This is a genomic window from Bacillus sp. PS95 (assembly GCF_037963565.1).
Taxonomy (GTDB): Bacteria; Bacillota; Bacilli; order Bacillales; family Bacillaceae; genus Bacillus; species Bacillus subtilis.
In genome coordinates, this window is record NZ_CP150160.1 from 643,251 (window position 1) to 665,696 (window position 22,446).

The 22,446-nt window shown below is 43.9% G+C and carries 20 protein-coding genes and 1 riboswitch; of the genes, 11 read left to right on the plus strand and 9 right to left on the minus strand.

Translation table 11 applies throughout. The annotated features are described in order from the left end of the window. Positions 1-9: 9 nt before the first annotated feature. Genes NSQ12_RS03415 through NSQ12_RS03425 form a run of 3 tightly spaced genes read left to right on the plus strand, consistent with a single transcriptional unit; the run spans position 10 to position 2,801 of the window. Positions 10-1,035: a TFIIB-type zinc ribbon-containing protein gene (locus tag NSQ12_RS03415; protein WP_029317392.1), complete on the plus strand. Its 1,026-nt coding sequence runs from the start codon at positions 10-12 to the stop codon at positions 1,033-1,035. Then, positions 1,035-1,799, plus strand: coding sequence for a YgcG family protein (locus tag NSQ12_RS03420; protein WP_256683264.1), 765 nt, complete (start codon positions 1,035-1,037; stop codon positions 1,797-1,799). The genes NSQ12_RS03415 and NSQ12_RS03420 overlap by 1 nt, the downstream gene beginning before the upstream one ends. Before the next feature lie 30 nt (positions 1,800-1,829). Beyond that, positions 1,830-2,801, plus strand: a complete 972-nt coding sequence (locus NSQ12_RS03425; RefSeq protein WP_003234032.1) for an SPFH domain-containing protein — start codon at positions 1,830-1,832, stop codon at positions 2,799-2,801. Positions 2,802-2,847: 46 nt separating this feature from the next. Here NSQ12_RS03425 and NSQ12_RS03430 read toward each other — a convergent pair whose 3' ends face one another. Beyond that, positions 2,848-3,873, minus strand: coding sequence for a potassium channel family protein (locus NSQ12_RS03430; protein ID WP_019712786.1), 1,026 nt, complete (start codon positions 3,871-3,873; stop codon positions 2,848-2,850). Positions 3,874-4,457: 584 nt separating this feature from the next. Between NSQ12_RS03430 and iolT the strand changes: the two genes are divergently transcribed. Continuing rightward, entirely contained in the window at positions 4,458-5,879 is a 1,422-nt protein-coding gene (gene iolT / locus NSQ12_RS03435) for a myo-inositol transporter IolT (RefSeq protein WP_029726584.1), read from the plus strand. Positions 5,880-5,926: 47 nt separating this feature from the next. Here iolT and bdhA read toward each other — a convergent pair whose 3' ends face one another. Continuing rightward, complete coding sequence (bdhA, locus tag NSQ12_RS03440) at positions 5,927-6,967, minus strand: (R,R)-butanediol dehydrogenase (protein ID WP_003234015.1); 1,041 nt, start codon at positions 6,965-6,967, stop codon at positions 5,927-5,929. A gap of 436 nt (positions 6,968-7,403) precedes the next feature. Here bdhA and walM point away from each other — a divergent pair, with 436 nt between their 5' ends. Together walM and NSQ12_RS03450 are read left to right on the plus strand one after the other, a co-directional pair. After that, complete coding sequence (gene walM / locus NSQ12_RS03445) at positions 7,404-7,775, plus strand: cell wall metabolism protein WalM (RefSeq protein WP_003234013.1); 372 nt, start codon at positions 7,404-7,406, stop codon at positions 7,773-7,775. A 65-nt stretch (positions 7,776-7,840) separates the two neighbouring features. After that, positions 7,841-8,887, plus strand: coding sequence for a PD40 domain-containing protein (locus NSQ12_RS03450; RefSeq protein ID WP_049140782.1), 1,047 nt, complete (start codon positions 7,841-7,843; stop codon positions 8,885-8,887). A 33-nt stretch (positions 8,888-8,920) separates the two neighbouring features. Here NSQ12_RS03450 and NSQ12_RS03455 read toward each other — a convergent pair whose 3' ends face one another. The 7 genes from NSQ12_RS03455 to NSQ12_RS03485 all read right to left on the minus strand — a co-directional run bounded on the left by NSQ12_RS03455 (position 8,921) and on the right by NSQ12_RS03485 (position 14,903). After that, positions 8,921-9,052, minus strand: a complete 132-nt coding sequence (locus NSQ12_RS03455) for a hypothetical protein (protein WP_250620601.1) — start codon at positions 9,050-9,052, stop codon at positions 8,921-8,923. 216 nt (positions 9,053-9,268) lie between these two features. Further along, positions 9,269-9,478: a cold-shock protein gene (locus NSQ12_RS03460; RefSeq protein ID WP_003234008.1), complete on the minus strand. Its 210-nt coding sequence runs from the start codon at positions 9,476-9,478 to the stop codon at positions 9,269-9,271. A gap of 82 nt (positions 9,479-9,560) precedes the next feature. Beyond that, complete coding sequence (locus tag NSQ12_RS03465) at positions 9,561-10,376, minus strand: alpha/beta hydrolase (protein WP_160221389.1); 816 nt, start codon at positions 10,374-10,376, stop codon at positions 9,561-9,563. 12 nt (positions 10,377-10,388) lie between these two features. Next, the gene (locus NSQ12_RS03470) at positions 10,389-11,378 is read right to left on the minus strand and encodes a DUF4003 domain-containing protein (protein WP_339175913.1); all 990 of its coding nucleotides are present in this window, start codon (positions 11,376-11,378) and stop codon (positions 10,389-10,391) included. A 97-nt stretch (positions 11,379-11,475) separates the two neighbouring features. Continuing rightward, positions 11,476-13,017 carry an outer spore coat copper-dependent laccase CotA gene (gene cotA, locus NSQ12_RS03475; protein WP_128992477.1) on the minus strand — a complete coding sequence of 514 codons (1,542 nt, stop codon included), beginning with the start codon at positions 13,015-13,017 and terminating at the stop codon, positions 11,476-11,478. Between the two features lie 151 nt (positions 13,018-13,168). Further along, complete coding sequence (gene gabP / locus NSQ12_RS03480; RefSeq protein ID WP_003233998.1) at positions 13,169-14,578, minus strand: GABA permease; 1,410 nt, start codon at positions 14,576-14,578, stop codon at positions 13,169-13,171. A 37-nt stretch (positions 14,579-14,615) separates the two neighbouring features. After that, positions 14,616-14,903, minus strand: coding sequence for a hypothetical protein (locus NSQ12_RS03485; RefSeq protein ID WP_032726737.1), 288 nt, complete (start codon positions 14,901-14,903; stop codon positions 14,616-14,618). 73 nt (positions 14,904-14,976) lie between these two features. Between NSQ12_RS03485 and mneS the strand changes: the two genes are divergently transcribed. The 5 genes from mneS to guaA all read left to right on the plus strand — a co-directional run bounded on the left by mneS (position 14,977) and on the right by guaA (position 22,097). Next, entirely contained in the window at positions 14,977-15,849 is an 873-nt protein-coding gene (gene mneS, locus NSQ12_RS03490; RefSeq protein WP_163138489.1) for a manganese transporter MneS, read from the plus strand. A 150-nt stretch (positions 15,850-15,999) separates the two neighbouring features. Then, on the plus strand, positions 16,000-16,962 hold the full coding sequence (locus NSQ12_RS03495; protein WP_198878957.1) for a MoxR family ATPase: 963 nt from the start codon (positions 16,000-16,002) through the stop codon (positions 16,960-16,962). Then, complete coding sequence (locus NSQ12_RS03500; RefSeq protein ID WP_198878956.1) at positions 16,962-18,158, plus strand: DUF58 domain-containing protein; 1,197 nt, start codon at positions 16,962-16,964, stop codon at positions 18,156-18,158. The genes NSQ12_RS03495 and NSQ12_RS03500 overlap by 1 nt, the downstream gene beginning before the upstream one ends. 21 nt (positions 18,159-18,179) lie before the next feature. After that, positions 18,180-20,393 (plus strand): DUF4129 domain-containing transglutaminase family protein, encoded by a 2,214-nt coding sequence (locus NSQ12_RS03505; protein WP_198878955.1) that lies wholly within the window; start codon positions 18,180-18,182, stop codon positions 20,391-20,393. 162 nt (positions 20,394-20,555) lie between these two features. Next, complete coding sequence (guaA, locus tag NSQ12_RS03510; RefSeq protein WP_003233970.1) at positions 20,556-22,097, plus strand: glutamine-hydrolyzing GMP synthase; 1,542 nt, start codon at positions 20,556-20,558, stop codon at positions 22,095-22,097. Between the two features lie 143 nt (positions 22,098-22,240). After that, positions 22,241-22,342, plus strand: a riboswitch (purine riboswitch). Positions 22,343-22,446: the final 104 nt, after the last annotated feature.

Consider the following 22,446-nt stretch of genomic DNA (forward strand, 5'->3'; position numbering starts at 1 on the left):
GGAACGGTAATGATAATATCTTATAAGTGTCCGAACTGCGGCAGTGATATGGCATTTGACAGTGAAACCGGCTCGTTATCCTGCAGCAGCTGCGGAAGACAGGACAATATTGAAAGCCTTCCGAAAGAAAACATTGCGGCACGGTTTTCTGATGATGAAGCAAAAGAATATCAATGTGAAAACTGCGGTGCCGTTTTGATCACGGAAGCTGAAACGACAGCAACGACGTGCAGCTTCTGCGGAGGTGCTGCAATACTTGCCGATCGTTTATCAGGACATTTGGCGCCGGCGAAAGTCATTCCATTTACAATCAGTAAACAAGAAGCGGAGCAGGCATTTCGAAAGTGGTGCAAAAAAGGCCTTCTGACACCAAGAGGTTTCATGTCGGCTGATCGTATCAAAAGCATCACCGGCATGTATATTCCGTTTTGGATGTTTGATTTAAATAGTGAAGTACAGGTGAGAGCAAACTGTACCAGGGTCCACCGGTATGAAGAAGGGGATTATATTTGCACGGAAACAGAGCACTTTGAAGCGTTTCGTGATATCAATCTCGATTATTTGAAAATCCCTGTCGATGCCTCTGAAAAAATGAAAGACGAATTAATGGACAAATTGGAGCCTTATTCATACGAAGAGCTGAAGGACTTTCAAACGGCATATTTGGCCGGTTATATTGCGGAAAAGTACAATTATACCGATGAGGAGCTTTTTCCGAGGGCAAAAGAGAAAATCAGCAGTTATATAGATTCATACATCCATTCTACTTTTTCCGGATATACGTCAGTCAATGTGAGGGACAAACATATTCACACGAAAAACGTGAACAGCTTTTACGTTTTGCTTCCTGTTTGGATGGTCAGTTACGATTATGAAAGAGCGGAGCATATCTTTGCGATGAACGGGCAAACAGGAAAGGTTGTTGGAAAGCCGCCGATCAGTCGAGGAAAAGTGGCGGCATGGTTTAGCGGAATAGCAGGCGGGACATTTCTTGCGTTGAAGCTCGTCTCATTGATGATGGGAGGCGGATTTTGATGCGTGGATTTTTTGGGAAAGCGATCTTTGTTGTGCTGGCTGTTTTCATCATGATGCCTTTACTGGGGATCGAAGCGGCAAGAGCTTCTGAATCACAGCAGCATGTGTACGATCGCGCTCATCTATTGTCAAAAGCGGAGATCGGAAAACTTGAATCTCTCTCGGCAGAGCTGGGTGCAAAGAGGGACACTGATTTCATCATTATTACGACCAAAAGCACAAACGGTGAAGATATTGCAGACTATACCGGCGATTTTTATGATCGTTACGGAAAAGGCAGTACAGCCATTCTGACGATTGATATGACAAACAGAGAAGTGTTTATCGCAGGCTTCAAAAAAGCCGAACAGTATTTGGACAACAGCAGGCTCAATAGCATCAGAAATACGATTTCATCTGATTTATCCAATGAAAATTATTTTGAAGCTTTTGAGACATATATTCAGCTTTCCTATAAAGATATGGGCATAAAACCGGGAGTAAACCCCGAAAACATATTCTTTACATGGTGGTTTCAGCTGATTGCTGCCATCGCAGTCGGGGGAATTGCGGTTTCAATCATGCTTTATCATGCAGGCGGCAAAGTAACGGTTAATGGAAATACATATATGGATCAGCGTACGTCTGATGTGATTGATCAATACGACACTTATATTAGAACGACTGTAACAAGAGAAAGAAAACCATCAGATAAAGACAGCGGCAGCGATGGCGGTGTTACGAAAGGCGGCACGTCATACAGTGGGAGCCGGGGCAGTTTTTAAATGTAAGAAATAGAGAAAGGGAGAGGCGTAATGTCGTTTTTCAGAAATCAATTAGCGAATGTAGTAGAGTGGGAAGAATTTAGAGATGATATGATTTTTTATAAATGGAACAATCGTGAAATCAAAAAAGGGAGCCGTTTAATCATTCGTCCCGGACAGGATGCTGTCTTTTTGAACAATGGGCGGGTTGAAGGAGTCTTTCAAGATGATGGCGATTATGATATTGAATCAGAAATTATTCCATTCCTTTCAACGTTAAAGGGCTTTAAGTTTGGCTTTAACAGCGGCATGCGAGCTGAGGTGCTGTTTGTCAATACGAAGGAATTTACCGTAAGATGGGGAACAAAACAGGCGATAAATATTCCGGCAGCGGGAATGCCAGGCGGGATGCCCATTCGCGCAAACGGCACATTTAATTTCAAGGTGCAGGACTATATCAGCCTGATTGATAAAATCGCTGGTGTGAAAGATCAATATTTTGTAGAGGATATTAAAACCCGTATCATTTCTATTCTGGATCAGCTTCTCATGAAGTGGATCACAAGAGAAGGGAAAGATATGTTTAATCTTCAAGCAAACGCTTTTGATATTGCCAAGGGAATTCAAGAGGACTTAGATATGCAATTAATAAGCGACGGGATGACAGTCACTGGTTTTCAAATCATGAGCTTTAATTATCCTCAAGAGGTTCAAGATATGATTACAAAGAACGCTTCCTACGGTATGGTTGGGGATGTGAACAGATACCAGCAAATATCAATGACGGATGGAATGGCATCCGGAAAGATGAGCGGAGGCGGAGCGGCTTCGGATATGGCTGGAATGATGATGGGAATGAATATGGCCAATCAGATGATGAACCAAATGAATCAAAATCAGCAGGCACAGTCATCAGGCCCACAGTCAACTGGCAGCGGAAGCAAACCGAATTTCTGTCCAAACTGCGGAACAAAAACGGGCGAAGCCAATTTTTGTCCGAATTGCGGCCAGAAGCTTGTGTAAGACTCATACAGTGAAAAGTCCGGAGTGATCAGCACTCGGGACTTTTTTATTTAGGAGAATAAGCGTTACCTATTGCTTGCTCCTGAACAGGCCATTTTCGAGCACCCGCTTGGATAATTCCCAGCAGCAATTGACGGCGTTCCTTTATTGAATTGACGGCAATTTGAAATGTTTGCTTTGATAAAGCCGGTATGCCTGATTGTTGAAGCTTTGAGATGTCTGGTTCCGGCGGCGCTTGTTCTGCAGGATGGATATAGGCAGTATGAACGGTATCCAGGTAGTTTTTGATACTTGAGCGCGCTTCTTTGATATGAAGCTGATTCGGCTGATATTGTTCAGGAATTCCGTATTTGAAAATGGTTAGTGCCTCATCCAATACAGCAACAGCTATAATGGATGATTCCTGATGCTGCGTGCTGTGGTAAAAATGAAGGATGGGGAAGGCGTTATGCTGAGCGGTCAGCTTTCCCAGTTCTGATGAGGCAGCGACAAGAAGAAAATCAATGTCGTGAAAATCTTTGCCATTCCATGCATTATGGACGATTTCTGTTCCGTCATGCCCTAGACTTAATACACTTTGGGCAAAGGAACGTTTTTGATTAACCGCACTCAAGACGGAAATCAAATACGTGACAGAAAACGTGATGGTAAGCAGTCCTTGAGCTGTTTCAATAATCGTGACAAGCTTCCATAGGCCTCCGTTCGGAGCGAGGTCGCCATTTCCTAATGTAAACATGACATAGCCGGAAAAATAAATTCGGTCTGACCAGGAAGCCGGTTCTTTTGATTGAGTTTCCATAAGTGAGTGAGGGTCACTCGAGTAAATCAAAACCCACCCGCCCCAAAATAGACTAATCCATATCACTAACGTCAGGCATAACAGCAGAGGACCAGCCATACTTAGAACCTTTGCGTGGTCACCGCTGATTTTGCGGCAGCCCTTCCACAGCCAGGCAGACAGGCATCTTGTGATCGGGCCGGCACCGCTCTCTAACCATAACGTGGTCCATAAAAAATCAATCATCCCCGCTGTCAATAATAAAAGGCCTGCAATGATATAACCCTCATTCATTTTGGTTGCCTCCCTTAAGTCAGCCTTCTTTTATTTTCTTCTCTATTTCCTTTTATCCTGAGTCTGAAACAATTGAACGAATGTTTGATTTTACAGAGAAAAATAGGTGGGAGTTACCCAACACTTACTCATTTTTCGATATGAACAGAAAATCACAGGATTTTTGACTTGATTCACACATTTTCATGAAGAAAAACGTCCATTTTCCCCTTGAATTGGTGATTTTCCTTTTATAGAGTAAAAAATTTTCAGAAATTTATATTGACTGAAAACGTTTTTATAATTATGATAATATCAGATATAACAAAAATGTCACTATCATATCACTACAATTGAACTATCAAGTGACTATTAAATGCCAAATTTACAAGGTTATGCACAAAGAAATGACCATTGCTCTTTTAGCGAGAAATGAAATCGCTTCCATTGGGACTGACATGCTAAGAAGAAGGGAAGGTTATGAGGTTATTGGATAAAAACATGAACAACTATTTTCTGAAGCCTGCTTACGAAATGTGAGGAAGGCAGCAGCCCTGGAATGAGTTTTTGACATACGCATTTTGAAAAAGACTGGGGGAAACAGTATGAATAAACAAGGCAATCAAATGTCATTTTTACGTACAATTATTTTAGTCTCCACTTTCGGCGGGCTTCTTTTTGGCTATGATACCGGTGTGCTCAATGGAGCTTTGCCGTATATGGGAGAGCCGGATCAGCTTAATCTCAATGCCTTCACAGAGGGCCTTGTCACCAGTTCACTTCTTTTTGGAGCGGCACTAGGTGCTGTGTTTGGCGGCAGGATGTCTGATTTTAACGGCCGCCGCAAAAATATTTTGTTCCTCGCTGTTATATTTTTTATTTCAACGATTGGGTGTACGTTTGCACCAAATGTTACGGTCATGATTATTTCCCGTTTTGTGCTCGGTATTGCGGTTGGGGGTGCATCCGTAACGGTGCCTGCCTATTTAGCAGAGATGTCTCCTGTGGAAAGCAGGGGACGGATGGTGACGCAGAACGAATTGATGATTGTATCAGGACAGCTTTTGGCCTTTGTTTTTAATGCGATCCTTGGAACAACAATGGGAGACAACTCCCATGTGTGGAGGTTTATGCTGGTCATTGCGTCACTTCCAGCCGTGTTCCTGTTTTTCGGCATGATCAGAATGCCCGAGAGTCCCCGCTGGCTTGTTTCTAAAGGAAGAAAAGAAGATGCTTTGCGTGTATTGAAAAAAATCAGAGACGAAAAGCGGGCAGCAGCTGAGCTGCAAGAAATTGAATTCGCTTTCAAAAAAGAAGATCAGCTTGAAAAAGCGACGTTTAAAGATCTTTCAGTCCCATGGGTGCGCCGTATTGTGTTTATTGGATTAGGGATTGCGATTGTACAGCAAATTACAGGTGTGAATTCGATTATGTATTATGGGACTGAAATTCTAAGAAATTCCGGTTTCCAAACGGAAGCCGCTTTAATCGGAAATATTGCGAATGGCGTGATTTCGGTATTGGCAACATTCGTCGGAATCTGGCTGCTGGGAAGAGTGGGGCGCCGGCCGATGCTGATGACAGGCTTGATCGGTACGACAACAGCATTATTGCTAATCGGGATATTCTCACTTGTACTTGAAGGATCACCGGCACTTCCGTATGTAGTCCTGTCATTAACGGTCACATTTCTTGCTTTTCAGCAGGGCGCCATTTCACCAGTGACTTGGCTGATGCTATCTGAAATTTTCCCGCTTCGCCTTCGCGGACTGGGAATGGGTGTTACGGTATTCTGTCTGTGGATGGTGAATTTTGCAGTCAGTTTCACGTTTCCGATATTGCTGGCAGCTATCGGGCTGTCCACAACGTTCTTTATCTTCGTTGGATTAGGAATTTGCTCTGTCCTGTTTGTGAAGAAGTTTTTACCGGAAACGAAAGGTCTTTCGCTTGAGCAGCTGGAGGAAAACTTCCGCGCTTATGATCACGGCGGGGCAAAGAAGGATTCTGGGGCTGAAGTGATTGGATAATTAAAAAAAGAATCCGCACCCGAGTGCGGATTCTTTTTGGTTTCAAATTAGTTAGGTCTGACAAGGATTTTGACTTGGCTTTTCTCTTTAATAAGAGCCCCGAAGCCTTCCTCGATCAAATCATCTAGTACGATTTTTTTCGTTACGAGTTTGTCGGCTGAGAAATAGCCTTCTTTCATTAATGACAATACAGCCGGGAAGATGTCGCGGTATCCGATAATTCCTTTTACTGTACGTTCTTTGATTACGATATCGTTCGGATGGATTTCAGCACCTTTTTCCCAAATGCTGACGATGACGGTTTCACCGGCAATTGTAGTGGACTGGATGGCTTGTCGTAACACCACTGGGACACCAGTGACTTCGAATGCTACGTCAACACCGCCTCCTGTACGTTCTGCAATCTCAGCGACTACATCGTCTGTTTTAGACGGATCTACGATGATCGCGCCAAGCTCCTCAGCTTTTTGCTGGCGTTCAGGAGAAAGCTCAACAGCGTAAATATCAGTTGCACCGGCAGCCTTCAGCGCTTCAATGACAAGAAGTCCGATCGGGCCGCAGCCGAATACAGCCGCTTTGTCGCCTGCTTTGAGTTTGCTTGAGCGGACAGCGTATAGAGCAACTGCAGAAGGTTCAACGAGCGCGCCTTGTTCATATGATAATTCATCAGGAAGTTTGAACAAAAGCTCTTCATCTACAGAGACGTATTCAGAGAAACCGCCGCCTCCGCCGGCTAAGCCGAGGAATCCCATTTGTTCATCAAGGTTGTAGGCGCCTTGGTGGCCGTGTGTAGCAAAAATCGGCTCGACTACGACGCGGTCTCCAACTTTATAATTTTCAACGCCTTCTCCGACTTCGACAACTTCACCGGAGAATTCATGCCCCATTGTGACAGGTGCCGTTTCATTTGTTAACGGGTGCGGTTTGTCAACCGGAATAAAGATCGGGCCGCCCAGATATTCGTGTAAATCACTTCCGCAGATGCCGCACCATTTGACTTTGATCTTTACTTTTCCCGGCTCCGTTTTTGGCTCTTCAATATGTTCAATACGGATATCCTTTTGGTTATGCCATCTTGCTGCCTTCATGGATTACCACTCCTATAACTTTTGATGTGAGTAATTCCGCACCGGTCAATATGAACTGTTCACAAAATCGCCATTTTTAAAACCAAAAAAGAAATGAAATTTTTATATAATATAATCTACGTTTTTTTGAAAAAAGAAACTTTGAAGAAAAAAGGGTCTCGCACACTCTTTTTTCTTTATATGAGAGTATCAATCGTTTACATAGCTATGAATTTGGTTTGAACAATACGGTAATGGTTCGTTCATATTGAATGCGACAACTACTCTATCAATAATTATAACGCTAATACCGCTATTATAATAGGATAATCTTCCATGGTTTAATTTAGCAGAGGTAACTTTTTGACTTTGTAACATTACTGTAAGGATATTGAAATAAAAAATAGCTGGTTGATCGTGTATAATCTTCCTAGATGTTAACAAACAGGGGGACGAAATGTTGAAGAAAGTCATTTTAGCCGCTTTTATCTTAGTAGGAAGTACTTTGGGAGCTTTTAGTTTTTCATCAGATGCCAGTGCGAAACATGTGAACGGAAATATTACTTGGTATAACGGAGTCGGGAAAAAAGGCTCTTCAGGTAAGAAACTTGGACATTGGGATTGTGCGACCAAAATCGGATTTGATGTTCCTAGAAACGGGACAAAAATCAGAGCTTATGCAAAAGCGAAGCCTAAAAAGGTGATTACGGTTTATAAAAATGATGTTGGCAGAATGCCTAATGCAGTGCTGGATGTTAGCCCTAAAGCGTTTAAAGCGCTTGGATACCCATTAAGCAAAGGTAAAGTAGCGGGGCATTACAGCTATTAATGTACATATATAATCTGGAAAGCAAGAAGTCACATTCTTGCTTTTTCTATTGGTGGAGATAAAAGATGAAAAAAAGAATCATATTATTATTAGCAGTGATAATAGCGGCAGCTGCCGCTGGAGTTGCGTTTTATGTTGCAAAGGATAAAGGCCATGAGAAGGCTGCTGATGTTTCAGTCAATACCGAAAGCGGTGATGAGCTGCTGGTTTCAATTACAGATACGGATCTGCTGACAAAGTATTATGAAAATGACAAGGTGATCCATGAGGAGAAGCTGACCAGCTATCCGGCATTTGCCTTGGATCAAAAACAGCAGGTGCTCTATTATACGGGCAATAATGAACAGAATGAAATGAGGCTTTTTAAATTGGATCTGAAGTCTCATAAAAAAACGATGCTTTATAAAGGCGCGGAGAGTGCGGACAGTTTATTTTTATCAAAGGACCGTTCAACCATCTATTTCCGCTTAGGAAAAGCGGACGAAAGCAATTTTCGGATCGCCGCTTTTGATCTGAAGACGAAAAAGTATAAAAATCTTTATCCTGCCGCTAATGATCAGGATGACACCGTCAGCAGCTTCTTTTATAACCAAAAAAACGATTCATTTGCATTGCTTCATTATTCTGTAGAAGAAGACTACAAGAAAACAGATGAAGCAAACGAAAAGGGCATCGACCCTGAACCGACAACGATTCATTTTGCGGAAGGCCGTCAACATAAATTTAATGAGCTGAAAAGCCTGAACCAATTTATCAGCGATATTGCTGTTTCTGATGATGATAAACGTATTTTATTCACATCATATACGCAAAAAGGAACGGAGCAAACCGCTTCTATTCAAATGCTCAATGCGGATACGAAAAAATATGAAAGCATCATCTCAAATCAAAAATCATTTAAGCTGTTAATTGACGCACAGCCTCAGTTTTCTAAGGATGGGAAGAACATTTATTTTCTTGCCGAAGCCAAGGGGGCTAAAAAGCTGAAGGACGAAACAGGGCGTGAAGCTAAGGTGCGGACGATTTATTCCTATAGCCTTGAAAATAAGACCTTCAAAAAAGTATGGGAAAATCCGAACGGCATCATCAACAGCTTTTCTGTGATTAACTAATAAAAACCACTCGGCATAAGCTGAGTGGCTTTTTTAATGGATGAGGTGCAGAGCTAATGGTCCGAGCCATTTAAAGATATGAATCAGAGGTACCGACAAAAACAGAAGTTCAACATATGAGTTCATTGCAACATTCAGCTTTTTGAACGCAGCTCTTTTTTTCAAGTCTTTTTGCTGCTAGTTTGAGATCACGTTATCACTCCTCTCATATCCATATTATACCATTAAAACAGACAAAAAAGCCCTAAACGTTTACAGTTTTGGGCTTCTTTCTTCGTATTTGGCCTCTTGCAATGAGAGGCTTTTATTCTGAAATATAGAATTTTGTCTCCGTTCGGGGTTTGTTTGCTTGCAGGAGACTGCATTTGTTATAGGGAAGAACTAGCTTGTTTTCGTTTGGCTGTTGTTTTGGAGATTCACTAATGAACGGATGCCGTCGACCATTTTACTTCCGCATAAAGGGCACAATGGCGTATCACTGCTGGCGAAGTTTTTTCGGGTCCAGCCATTACAGTCTTCTTTTGTGCATTCCCAAGTACTCACATCTTCTTTTGGCAGCGGTTCTTGATTTCGTTTGTTATAGTAAGACATAAAGTCACTTCTTCCCTCATGTATTTTACTGCACATTTCTTATTGTCTCATACTTTTCCCTAATCTCCTAATTCCTTTTTCTTTATGACTTTCCAATAACCCCATCTAAAAAGGAGAGGAGTGTGCTGTTAAAAGCATCTGGCTCTTCTAAAAACGGGCAATGGCTGCTTTTAGGAAAGGTAACGAGTGTCGCGTTTGGAATATTGCTCCGCAAGTGTTCCCCAGCTGCTGTAGAGAAAAATTTCTTGTCTTCCCCGAAGCACAACAATGTCGGCACATTGATGTTTTGGAGGGTGCCCCGGTAATCAGCGGCCGTTTGGTTAAATAAAATCGTGCTAGAAATGGCAGCCGGCTGTTTGAGGATTTCTGCCAGCATCCATTCTGTTTCGGTCTCGGCAGGCGGTTCTGCGAACATATTCTGGATGAAGCTTTCGTAGAAAGGCAGCGGGTCAGTTTGAATGGCGTGCATCGCTGTTTTTAAGCCGTCAAAATCAAATGGACCATGTTCCCAGCCCTCCCATTGATAGTCGGAAGCAGATTGATCGATGATCACAGCGGCTTGAATGTTATCATTCCCAAATTGATTGAGATAATCCCATACGACAAAAGCGCCCATTGACCAGCCGGCAAGAACGACATGGCCAAGCTCCATTGCATTTAGAAATTCCCTTATGTCACGGGCATATTGGGAAATGGTGTGGCCGTGAAGCACTTTGTCAGATTCGCCGTGTCCTCTAAGATCAAGACGAATACATTGATAATTGGCAGAAAGCGCCGAAAATTGTTTGTGGAAAAATTGTCCGCTCATCAGCACCCCATGTATAAACAGGATCGGCGTCCCGCTCCCGTGTGTTTCATAGTAAAGGCGTGTCTGATCTTCTAATGTGATGTATGGCATGTTTCTCCTCCTTTAGTTTCCATCATGAGTATGGCTGGCTGCTGTTGAGCTGATGATGACAGCTGTCGCGGCTGCCTGCTGCGCTTGAATGGCTGTTTCGATAGCGGTGTATAGTCCTGATTCCATCAGCAGATTTTTCTCCATATGCTCACTGAGATAGAGGCTGACAGCAATTTTAAAATTCATTTCCTTTTGCCATTTAAAAGCTTTTTCCTGGTTTAATTCGTCAGTGATGCACAAAACGGTTTTGATATCTGGCTCTTCCAGAAATGTGAGGAGAGCAAGGTCTGGATAATGATAATCCTTTGGTTTTTTGACAGATTCAGTGATCGATTGATATATCTGTTTGCAAGCGGAAACAAGCATTTCGGGCTCTTTTTCACTTTGCAAGGCCAGAATATGGCTGACCTGATGTAAGTACTGTCCTTTTTTAAAGCCGTTGGCCGCCAGCAGCTGATAGCATGTTTCCGCCTTCTGTAGCGCCTGCAAACCTTTTCCGTTTTCTCCAAGCAGTACGGCAAGCGGAACATTCTGAGTTGAAGTGAGGAAATAATGATTTTTCTTCATCTGCTGATAAACAGCTAGCCCCATGTTCATCTGTTCTTTTTGGTTTGTCGTTTCAGATTTGCCGGTGAGCAAGATCAGAGCGGAAAGGTATGTGAACATATCCCGCTTATACCCTAGCTTCACCATTTCATTGTATACATCGATGAAAGTCTGAAATGTTTGTTTTGCCTCATGCTGAAAATGAATGTCCAGAATAGATGCAACAGTAAAGCGGTGGTGTGAATTGAGTGTTGAGAAGCTGCCGATGTTTGATTTGATATAGCTGCTCAAATCATAAAAGCGCTGAAAATCAAACTCTCTTTTATTCACAATATATGCAGAAGAAATGAGCATTAATATCTGATCGTGTGAAACTTTCCATTTTAATTTTGATTTTAATTCAGCATAAATTGAAATGTATTGCTTTATTTTTTCATGTAGGTCGTGTGTCAGCATAAAAAGCAGCTCCTTTTGCTGTTTTTACGTAATACGATAAATAGGGCCAAAGGTTCCATAAAGAAAAAACTTGCCTGCTAGAGGCAAGTTTGTCGGATTATTTATGGGGATCTGTTATATCCATCGGTCTCATCATGTCATAGTCTTCATGCTCTAGAATATGGCAATGCCATACGTATCGTCCGCTGTACGGACCGAATGTCGCCGCGATTCTCAGGACTTCACCTGCATGCGCTTGAATGGTGTCTTTCCAGCCCTTTTCACTTGGCGGCGGCGGGACAGCCGGACCGGTATAGGACAATTCCCCGCTTTCTTGATAACGGGCGATATCAAACGGCCGCCGGTCTAATACACGGAAGGAGACTAGATGCAGGTGGATCGGATGTGTTCCGCGTGTCGGGTTGATAATGGACCATATTTCAGTTGTGCCGACTTTTGGTGCTTCTGTGACGGGATCGTGCCAGCGTTTGTTATTAAGCAGAAGGACGGGTCTGCCGTATTCGTCCTGGGTGCCTGCCAGTTTTAACGTTCTGATGTTTTGTATTCTTTCATGCTGTACCGAAGGGTATGAGGCGAGGTACTTCGGCTTTCTGCTTTCGTCTTTTTGTGCCAATGGTTTTGTGACTCTGAATTGCATGATATTCGCATCTGTTTCAGGATTGACGTCACCGCCGCAGCCCGCGCTGTTTGCCAAAATGATCGATTCTCCTTCATATGCTGTGAAGTCAATGATGATATCATAACGTTCAGCAGGCGCAAGGCTGAAAGAATTCAGTTTAACAGATCGCGGCAGGAGCCCTCCATCTGAACCAATCTGAATAAACTCTCCGCCATTATCGAGTGACAGGTTATAGGTTCTTGTATTGGAGGCGTTGATGACACGGAATCGGTATTTCCTTGGCTCGACTTCCAAGTATGGCCATACCTTCCCGTTGACGAGTATGGTTTCTCCGCAAAAAGCCGGAACGATTGAAGGATTAGGCAGTGACGGAGAAGGGTTTTCCGGTGCGCTCGGATAAAACAAAGAACCATCCTCATTGATCGTGCGGTCTGTGATAAGAAGCGGCACATCGTATTCGTCTGAAGGCAGTTTTAAGCGTTTTTCCTTTGGGTCATGAATGATATAAGCACCGACAAGTCCGGCATAGACATTTAGCCTGGTGAGCGCCATGGCGTGATCGTGGTACCACAATATAGCCCCGCGCTGCTGGTTTGGATAATGATAAACCTCTCTTTTGAAATAAGGTCCTGTTTGTTCAAAGTCTTTGGAAAACCAAGCCTCCGGATACCCGTCACTATCATCTGGCGTGATGCCGCCGTGTAAATGAACAACAGTCTTTACCTCGGGCTCTTCATGCTGGCTGTCACTGTGATGAATGGTGTGATCAATTGGAAGGAAATGCGTGGAAGGAAGGTTATTCATCCATTTTACATATACGTTTTCATTTCTTTTAACCTCAATGGTCGGCCCCGGAAATAAGCCGTTGTAGCCCCACAGGCGGGTTGGAGGGAGATCGCGATGGAGCTGATGAGTGCATTCCTCCATGGTGACTTCGTAGTATGTTTTTTCTTTTGATTGCTGTACTGGCTTTAGTGTATCTGGGATTGGGAGAGCATCCACAAATTTTTCAAGTGTCATTTTCATCTGTCCTTATCTAAATTTTCCAAATTGGTACTATAGTTAATGACAATAAGGACGTGATGGTTACAAAAAATCTTCGTGCTGCAGACCGCCCGAAGAAGAAAATAACAAAATCCTAAACGGCAGGCCGTTTAGGATTTGATCAGCATTAAGGCAGGATATCGGGCTGCTGCTGTGTGACTGGGTTGGCAGCCGCTTTCTCGCTCACCTTGCGTTTTCTGAACACAAGGTAAGAAATCAGAACGATTCCCGTGATGACGCCTGTAAGCAGCAGCTCGTCTCTCATGGAATCAATAAACGCCATGGACACTAAAATTCCGCAAATGGCGATGATGGTCAAGTAGGTTAGGAAAGGGAAGAGCCACATTTTGATCTTCAATGCTTCCGGGTTTGTTTTTTCGAGTTTTTTCCGCATTTTCAGCTGGGAAACAGCGATGACAAGATAGACGAGTAAAGCGATTGCGCCTGATGAGTTGACTAAGAATAAAAAGACGGTATCCGGTGAAAAATAGTTCATTACGACCGCGATATAAGAGAAAAATGTCCCGGCCACAATGGCTTGTACGGGAACGCCTTTTTTGCTCAATTTCATAAAACGGCGCGGCGCTTCGTTTCTTTCTGCAAGAGAATACAGCATTCTGGATGTGGTGTACAAACCTGAATTCAGGCAAGAGAGTACGGCTGTGAGGACGATAAAGTTCATAATCTGTGCGGCTGCGGGCACTCCTATATGCTCAAGTACAGCGACGAAAGGGCTTTCTAAAATATTTGCTGAATTCCATGGCAATAGCGCTACGACAATGGCGATTGAGCCCACGTAAAAGACGATGATGCGCCATACAACGGATCTGGTGGCTTTTGTCACAGATTCGATCGGGTTGGATGTTTCCCCTGCTGCAATGGCAACGATTTCAGTTCCCATAAAAGAGAAAATGACAACGACAATGCCGAGCAATACGGAGCTGATGCCTTCCGGGAAAAATCCGCCTTTGCCTGTAAGATTCGAAAAACCGACTGGCTCACTGCCCGGTGCAAAGCCAAAAATAAAGGCAAAACCAACGATTAGAAAAGCAATGATAGTCACAACTTTAATGAGGGAGAACCAATATTCAAACTCACCGAAAGACTTAACAGAGTAGACGTTTGTCAGGGTGAGCACAATGGTCAAGATCAAACTTGTCAGCCACAGCGGAATATCATGGAACCAGTATTGAATAATGCCAGCACCGGCAATGGCTTCGATCGCTATGACGATCACCCAGAAAAACCAGTACAGCCAGCCGATTGTAAATCCTGCCCACGGTCCGATGGCGTCGTGAGCGTATTGAGAAAACGATCCGCTCGTCGGGTTTACGGCAGACATCTCACCGAGCATTCTCATAATAAAAATCACCAATAATCCGGCTAACGCGTAAGAAACAACGGCACCCGGACCGGTCGAGTGAATCACTGAACCGCTGCCTACAAATAGGCCGGCTCCGATTACACCGGCAATCGAAATCATTGTCATATGGCGGGTCTTTAATTCCTTTTTTAATCCTGATTGAGACTGGTTCATAAGTTACCTCCTTTTAAAATGCAATCATTACTGAATATTATGATAATTGAAACTCTATCATAAATATACAGTTTGTCGAAAATTCGTGTAAGAAAATATACCAGCTTATTTCAAATTTGTAGTGTTTTGTTTGCGCTTTCAGCGAATGTGTGGAAAAAATGTTTCGTTTTTTATTTGCTGTGTGATTTTGTGTACTATTTACAATTCGATAGAATGCGAGAAGCGCTGGTGTCATTGGATCTGATGGGCTTTTTGGCGGAGCAAATAAATTGGATGAGAGAAAAAGTGTTCCATCGTCACTATTTTTCTGTGGCGGGTGAATCATGTTTCTGTAGACCCACTGCGGTTCAGCTTTGTAAGATAATAATAGGAAAATGTGAGCGGGGAGGAGGTTTTGTATGGAGAGATATGATGAACTGAAAAAGGGAGAATCCGGGGCGCTGGTCAGCATTGCCGCGTATCTTGTTCTTTCCGCAATTAAACTGATCATCGGTTATCTTTTTCACTCGGAAGCACTTACGGCAGACGGGTTAAATAATACAACTGACATTATTGCTTCTGTTGCTGTGCTGATTGGCCTGCGCATCTCCCAAAAGCCTCCTGACGAAGATCATCCATACGGCCACTTTCGAGCGGAAACGATTGCATCGCTTATCGCATCGTTTATTATGATGGTTGTCGGCCTGCAAGTGCTGTTCAGCGCCGGAGAATCTATTTTTTCTGCTAAACAAGAGACGCCGGATATGATTGCGGCTTGGACGGCAGCGGGCGGGGCAGTCCTGATGCTGATCGTTTACCGGTACAATAAAAGGCTGGCCAAAAAGGTGAAGAGCCAGGCGCTCCTTGCTGCGGCTGCTGATAATAAATCAGACGCATTTGTCAGTATCGGCACATTTATCGGCATTGTAGCTGCTCAATTCCATCTTGCTTGGATTGATACGGTCACTGCGTTTGTGATCGGTCTGCTTATTTGCAAGACCGCATGGGATATTTTTAAAGAGTCATCTCACTCTTTGACAGATGGATTCGACATAAAGGACATTTCCGCTTATAAACAGACAATCGAAAAAATCTCCGGTGTGAGCCGTTTAAAAGACATAAAAGCAAGATACTTGGGCAGTACGGTTCATGTTGATGTGGTGGTTGAGGTATCGGCAGATTTAAATATTACGGAAAGCCACGATATAGCCAATGAAATTGAGCGGAGAATGAAGGAGGAGCATGAGATTGATTATTCGCATGTTCATATGGAGCCTTTAGAACAAAAATAATGGAGCTTCCTGTCACAGGAAGCTTTTTTGTGTGTTTTGGCCAGCTTTATTGGAAACAATTTGCTAGAATCGTTTTTTTATACAGATTGCTTTTTGTGGTAAAGTTAGGTTACATTATGATGAATTTTGTAGATGACTAGGAGGAAAAGAATGGCATATCAAGAAGACCTGCATCCTTTGCTGGGGAAAGCAGTTGAACATATTAATAGAGTAATGGTTGGAAAACGAGACATCGCCATACTCAGCTTAGCAGCCCTTCTTGCCAAAGGGCATGTGCTGCTTGAGGATGTACCCGGAGTCGGAAAAACGATGATGGTCCGCGTGCTGGCAAAGTCAATCGGCGCTGATTTCAAAAGAATCCAATTCACTCCGGATTTGCTGCCATCTGATGTAACAGGGGTATCTATCTATAATGCGAAAACGATGGAATTTGAATATCGTCCCGGCCCAATTATGGGAAATATCGTGCTGGCCGATGAAATCAACCGTACCTCTCCGAAGACACAGTCGGCTTTGCTCGAAGCGATGGAAGAGGGAAGCGTCACGGTAGATGGCCATACGATGCAGCTTGCCGCTCCTTTTTTTGTGATGGCAACGCAAAACCCGGTCGAATATGAAGGGACCTATCCTTTGCCGGAAGCTCAGCTTGACCGTTTTTTATTCAAACTTCGGATGGGTTATCCGTCCTTTAATGAAGAGCTTGACGTCTTATCTCTTCAGGAAAAAAGCCATCCGATTGAGACGCTTGAGTCGGTTATTGCAAAAGAAGACTTCATCCGTTTACAGCGGGAAGTGCAGAATGTCCGTGCTGATGACAGCATTAAGGAATATATCGTTGAAATTGTGCAGAAAACGAGACAGCATCCTTCTGTTCAATTAGGCGTCAGTCCGCGCGGCTCAATCGCCCTCATGAAAGCGGCACAGGCATACGCGCTGCTGCATCATCGCGACTACGTCATACCGGATGATATTCAATATTTAGCTCCTTTCACGCTGCCGCACCGGATGATGCTTCATCCTGAGGCAAAATTTGAAGGGATTCAGGCAGAAGCGATCGTAAGGGAGATCATGTCAGCTGTGAAGGTGCCGGTTCAAAGGTCGTCGGTCCGCTGATGAATAAGAAATGGCAATGGCTCATATATGGTTGGAAGCTGATTATATTAACTTTATTGACGGCTGCTGTTTTTTCTTATGCGATGTTTCAGGGCGGCTTTGTCAGCTGGTTTTTGTTTTACGCGTTTCTCCCTTTTGTCTTGTATGCCGGGCTGTTGGCCTTGTATCCGCTCCGTTCTTTTCAGGCTTCAAGGCAAATGGATAAAACACAATTGCATGCGGGGGACAGGCTGGGCGTAACGGTTACGTTGAGAAGAAAGCTGCCATTCCCCCTGATGTATATGGTGATTGAAGATTGCCTGCCAGAAGGTATCGAGTCATTAAATCGAGACGGAGCCGCGGCCAAACGGCTCGTTTTTCCTTGGTTTAAACGGAGCATGACGATGTCGTATGAATTAGCTCGGGTACCGCGCGGAGAGCATCACTTTCATTCTGTCAGGGTGCGAACCGGGGATGTTCTTGGCTTGATTGAAAAAACAGCATTTTTTGAGCTGGATGACACCCTGTTTGTTTATCCATTCTTTCAGCGTTTTTCCTATCAGGTGAATGAGAGGCATCAGGAAGACGGTGTAAGCGGTTCTTCTCCTATTCATCAGCACCATTCCTCAGTCGCAGCAAGTGTGCGGAATTATCAGCCGGGAGACCGGTTTGCTGCGTTAGATTGGAAGACCTCTGCACGGCGGAGCCAGCTGATGACGAAGGAATTTGAGCCTTCTCGCAGCAAAAATCTGTTTCTGCTGATGGACCGTTTTTCCTCAGACGCATTCGAAGAGGTCGTTTCAGTGACAGCTTCGATTCTTCATTCTGTTTTAAAAAACGGCGCGGGTGCTGGTCTGGCTTCCATCGGGAAGGAAAAAAACATTTTCCCTATTCAGGAAGGGGATCAGCATTTTAAGCACATGCTTCGGCATTTAGCCATCGCTCATTGTGATGCGGCAGACCCGATAAGCCGATATGCACGGGAAGAGCTGGGAAAGCCATCTGTTCGCCAAGCTGATCAAGTTGTTGTCACGGGACAGTTAACGGAAGATATGCTGCACCTCGCAGAAATAGGAGGCGGCCGGGTTACGGTGATACTGGCAAAAGAGAAAGATGCTGAGCTCTCTCAAGCTGAAAATGTCATGATTGAACGCATGATGAAACGCCAAATCAGAGTTCGGGTCATGAGGGGCGGGCGAGTTTCGCGTGTTGTTTAGAAAGAGAGGTGACTGGTTCACATGCCGCACGATGATCACAAGGGAAGCCGTTTGAGCTTGCTGTTATTTTATTTTCTGGCTTTTTTATTGCTGTGGGAGTGGCTCAGGCCGCTTGACAGTTTTACTGAAACGAAACATACAGGCTTTTTTAGTGTCTTTATCGGTTTGACGTTTCTGCTGACTTTTTTCAGGATGAGGTGGTTTGTCACCGTTCCTTTTTGTGTCATATTTACATTGATCTCGATACACATCCTGTTTTATCAAGGATCTATATTCGACTTGAGCTGGGTCAGCTCTTTTTTGCAGGATGTCTATCTGAATATCACGCTGATTCAATCTGGGCAATGGAATGACATGATTCCTTCATTTCGGACCCTGCTGTTTTTTGTGCTGCTGTGGCTGCTGGTCTATCTCCTGCATTATTGGGTGATTTACCAGAGAAGAATTTTGTTTTTCTTTATGATGACAGTAGCGTATATTACGATTCTTGATACCTTTACGCCATATGATGCCACTTTTGCCGTCATCCGTATCGTACTGATCGGCTTCTTTATGCTGGGCCTTTTATACTTGGAACGCATTAAGCTGATGGAAAGAATCACACTGCCAAAAACATCTGTCCTGAAATGGTTTCTTCCTTTATCTGTATTGGTTTTGGCTGCAACGGGATTCGGACTCGCCGCTCCAAAATCAGAGCCGGCCTGGCCTGATCCGGTGCCTTTTCTTAAAAAAATCACTCATCAAGACCGCGTGTCTGCAGGGGAAAGCAAAATCGGATACGGGAATCATGATGAATCACTCGGCGGCCCGTTCCAGCAGGATGCTACACCTGTTTTTACATGGCAGGGAAAAGAGCGTACGTATTTCCGTGTGGAAACGAAGGACACGTATACCGGAAAAGGCTGGATTGAAACAGACACAGGCATGTCGTATCAGCTTAGCAATGGAAAAGTTGAAAATCTGTGGTTTGACCATAAGGTTGCGACAGAGCGCCGCACCGTCCGTGTAAAAGTCGATAAGCACTACGGGTATAACCATCTGATGTATCCGATTGGTGCGGAAACCATTCAGCCAAAGCAGGCTGTCTCACTTGAAATGAACGGCAACACGGAGCAAATTTCTCCGATCAGTGAACAAGCCGGTGAAATCAGAAATATGGGGAATTATACTGTAACGTACAATTCCCCGGTTTATAAGCTGGATGAACTGAGAAAGGTAAAAGTGAGAAAAAATAGTGAGGAGTACACATTCAGCGATCGCTACATGCAGCTTCCAGATTCACTGCCAGAGCGGGTGAGAACCCTTGCGATCAAACTGACTCAGGATCACGACAATATGTTTGATAAGGTGAAAGCGGTTGAGGACTATTTAGGGTCAAATGCGTTCACCTATGAAACAGAAAACGTGACCATTCCGAAGAATGATGAGGATTATGTCGATCAATTTCTCTTTGAAACGAAAATGGGTTATTGTGATAACTTTTCTTCCGCCATGGTGGTGCTCTTGCGCTCGGCCGGCATTCCGGCCCGCTGGGTAAAGGGTTATACGTCCGGCGAATACAAAGAAGCAGGGAACAAAAATGGCAGCATTTACGAAGTGACAAATAACAATGCCCATTCCTGGGTAGAGGTGTATTTCCCGGAACAGGGCTGGGTTACATTTGAGCCGACTAAAGGGTTTACAAATCCGGCTAAATTTACATCTTCTGAAACAAGGGACTCTGGCAGCGATAACAGCAGCTCGCCGAAGAAAGCAAAAGAGAAACAGAAAGAAGAGAAAAAACAGCCGCAAAAAGAGGAAAAACAAAAGGAAAAGCGGGAGCCAGCTGTTTCTAAAAAGCCGTCCGCTTCGCATACTAATGCCGGTGCGGGCTTGTATGCAGCGCTTGCGGTTCTTGCAGTCCTCTTGGTGGCAGCTGTATTGCTGTATGTTTTCCGCTCGTTATGGATTCCTGTTTTCACCGTGAGGAAATTGAAGCGGCGCAGCGATCAGCACGCGTTTTTTGAGGCATATGACGCGCTTCTGAAACAACTGAAGAGAAAAGGGCTGCCGAAACGAGGCAGTGAAACGCTGCGTGATTATGCAAAACGAATTGATGAAAAATACGACATAGAAGACATGTCAAAGCTGACATTAAGCTATGAAAGGGCGCTTTACAGAAATGAAGATTCTTCGGCGCTATGGAATGATTCGAGAGAGTTATGGGAAAATTTAATTAAAAGAAGATGGTCTTGACCGCTTATCAACGTGTTGTTAGAATTAGTGAATATTATCGGAGTCTGGGAGCGAGTTGGCCTGACTCCGGCAAACGGCCTTGCCAAAGAGGGCGGAGCGAGCTTCATATCTGTCCTCGTTTTTTTCTGTGTCAAAAAACTTAGAGGAGATTAGGTGACAACCATGACAAAGTTAGTGAATGAAATGATTCTTGTCCTTGATTTCGGCAGTCAGTATAACCAGCTGATTACACGCCGTATCCGTGAATTCGGTGTTTACAGCGAGCTGCATCCACATACATTGACGGCTGAAGAAATTAAAAAAATGAATCCAAAAGGAATTATTTTATCCGGCGGTCCAAACAGTGTGTATGATGAAAACTCTTTCCGCTGTGACGAGAAAATCTTCGAGCTTGATATTCCTGTTTTGGGAATTTGCTACGGCATGCAGCTGATGACTCATTACCTTGGCGGTAAAGTTGAAGCGGCAAGCCAGCGTGAATACGGAAAAGCAAACATCCGCATCGAAGGCACACCTGATTTGTTCAAAGATCTTCCAAACGAACAAGTGGTTTGGATGAGCCACGGCGATTTGGTTGTAGAAGTTCCTGAAGGCTTCACTGTTGACGCGACAAGCCATCATTGCCCGAACTCAGCGATGAGCAAAGCGGACAAAAAATGGTATGGCGTTCAGTTCCACCCGGAAGTGCGCCACTCTGAATACGGCAATGATCTTCTGAAAAACTTTGTATTCGGTGTTTGCGAATGCGAAGGCGAATGGTCAATGGAGAACTTTATCGAAATCGAAATGCAAAAAATCCGTGAAACGGTCGGAGACAAACAGGTTCTTTGCGCGCTAAGCGGCGGCGTTGATTCCTCTGTTGTTGCTGTTTTGATTCATAAAGCGATCGGCGACCAGCTGACTTGTATCTTTGTAGACCATGGTCTTCTCCGTAAAGGCGAAGCTGAGGGTGTTATGAAAACATTCAGCGAAGGCTTTAACATGAATGTGATTAAAGTAGACGCAAAAGATCGATTCTTAAACAAACTAAAAGGCGTTTCTGATCCTGAGCAAAAACGCAAAATCATCGGTAATGAATTCATTTACGTGTTTGATGATGAAGCGGACAAGCTCAAAGGCATCGACTACCTTGCACAAGGTACGCTTTACACAGATATCATCGAGAGCGGTACAGCAACGGCGCAAACGATCAAATCTCACCACAATGTCGGCGGACTTCCTGAAGACATGCAGTTTGAGCTGATCGAGCCGTTAAATACGCTCTTCAAAGACGAAGTGCGCGCGCTTGGCACAGAGCTCGGCATTCCGGATGAAATCGTATGGCGTCAGCCGTTCCCAGGACCGGGACTCGGAATCCGCGTTCTTGGCGAAGTAACAGAAGAAAAACTTGAAATCGTTCGTGAATCAGATGCAATCTTGCGTGAAGAAATTGCAAATCACGGCTTAGAGCGTGATATCTGGCAATACTTCACTGTTCTTCCTGACATCCGCAGCGTTGGTGTTATGGGTGACGCAAGAACATATGATTACACAATCGGAATCCGTGCCGTTACATCAATAGACGGCATGACATCAGACTGGGCGCGTATCCCGTGGGATGTGCTTGAAGTCATTTCGACACGTATCGTAAACGAAGTGAAGCACATTAACCGCGTGGTGTACGATATTACAAGTAAGCCGCCTGCGACGATTGAGTGGGAATAAGAATCAATTAATGGAAACCATCTTTTTGGCAATTTTGCCGGGAAGATGGTTTTATTTGTTTATTACGAACAAAATCTGATTTTGTGCGACTATTGTTCGCTTTTTGTATTGTTTTTTCAAAATGAACTTGGTACAATAGACACAGAAATCAAATAAGATGAATTCGTATAATCGCGGGAATATGGCTCGCAAGTCTCTACCAAGCTACCGTAAATGGCTTGACTACGTAAACATTTCTTTCGTTTGATATAAATAAAACACGTTTATTTATTCAAACTGAAATCCGTCTGTAGTCAAGCGTCCCAAAATTATTGGGGCGTTTTTTATTTGGCGATTTCAGGACAGAATA

What these genes read in the sequence shown, in the direction of transcription:
- NSQ12_RS03470 (WP_339175913.1), bottom strand. Translation starts at nt 11,378, where the DNA reads ATGCTGACACACGACCTACATGAAAAAATAAAGCAATACATTTCAATT.
- NSQ12_RS03465 (WP_160221389.1), bottom strand. Translation starts at nt 10,376, where the DNA reads ATGCCATACATCACATTAGAAGATCAGACACGCCTTTACTATGAAACA.
- NSQ12_RS03460 (WP_003234008.1), bottom strand. Translation starts at nt 9,478, where the DNA reads ATGTCTTACTATAACAAACGAAATCAAGAACCGCTGCCAAAAGAAGAT.
- guaA (WP_003233970.1), top strand. Translation starts at nt 20,556, where the DNA reads ATGACAAAGTTAGTGAATGAAATGATTCTTGTCCTTGATTTCGGCAGT.
- NSQ12_RS03485 (WP_032726737.1), bottom strand. Translation starts at nt 14,903, where the DNA reads ATGATTCACCCGCCACAGAAAAATAGTGACGATGGAACACTTTTTCTC.
- NSQ12_RS03505 (WP_198878955.1), top strand. Translation starts at nt 18,180, where the DNA reads ATGCCGCACGATGATCACAAGGGAAGCCGTTTGAGCTTGCTGTTATTT.
- bdhA (WP_003234015.1), bottom strand. Translation starts at nt 6,967, where the DNA reads ATGAAGGCAGCAAGATGGCATAACCAAAAGGATATCCGTATTGAACAT.
- NSQ12_RS03420 (WP_256683264.1), top strand. Translation starts at nt 1,035, where the DNA reads ATGCGTGGATTTTTTGGGAAAGCGATCTTTGTTGTGCTGGCTGTTTTC.
- NSQ12_RS03450 (WP_049140782.1), top strand. Translation starts at nt 7,841, where the DNA reads ATGAAAAAAAGAATCATATTATTATTAGCAGTGATAATAGCGGCAGCT.
- NSQ12_RS03430 (WP_019712786.1), bottom strand. Translation starts at nt 3,873, where the DNA reads ATGAATGAGGGTTATATCATTGCAGGCCTTTTATTATTGACAGCGGGG.
- mneS (WP_163138489.1), top strand. Translation starts at nt 14,977, where the DNA reads ATGGAGAGATATGATGAACTGAAAAAGGGAGAATCCGGGGCGCTGGTC.
- NSQ12_RS03495 (WP_198878957.1), top strand. Translation starts at nt 16,000, where the DNA reads ATGGCATATCAAGAAGACCTGCATCCTTTGCTGGGGAAAGCAGTTGAA.
- NSQ12_RS03500 (WP_198878956.1), top strand. Translation starts at nt 16,962, where the DNA reads ATGAATAAGAAATGGCAATGGCTCATATATGGTTGGAAGCTGATTATA.
- walM (WP_003234013.1), top strand. Translation starts at nt 7,404, where the DNA reads ATGTTGAAGAAAGTCATTTTAGCCGCTTTTATCTTAGTAGGAAGTACT.
- cotA (WP_128992477.1), bottom strand. Translation starts at nt 13,017, where the DNA reads ATGACACTTGAAAAATTTGTGGATGCTCTCCCAATCCCAGATACACTA.
- iolT (WP_029726584.1), top strand. Translation starts at nt 4,458, where the DNA reads ATGAATAAACAAGGCAATCAAATGTCATTTTTACGTACAATTATTTTA.
- gabP (WP_003233998.1), bottom strand. Translation starts at nt 14,578, where the DNA reads ATGAACCAGTCTCAATCAGGATTAAAAAAGGAATTAAAGACCCGCCAT.
- NSQ12_RS03425 (WP_003234032.1), top strand. Translation starts at nt 1,830, where the DNA reads ATGTCGTTTTTCAGAAATCAATTAGCGAATGTAGTAGAGTGGGAAGAA.
- NSQ12_RS03415 (WP_029317392.1), top strand. Translation starts at nt 10, where the DNA reads ATGATAATATCTTATAAGTGTCCGAACTGCGGCAGTGATATGGCATTT.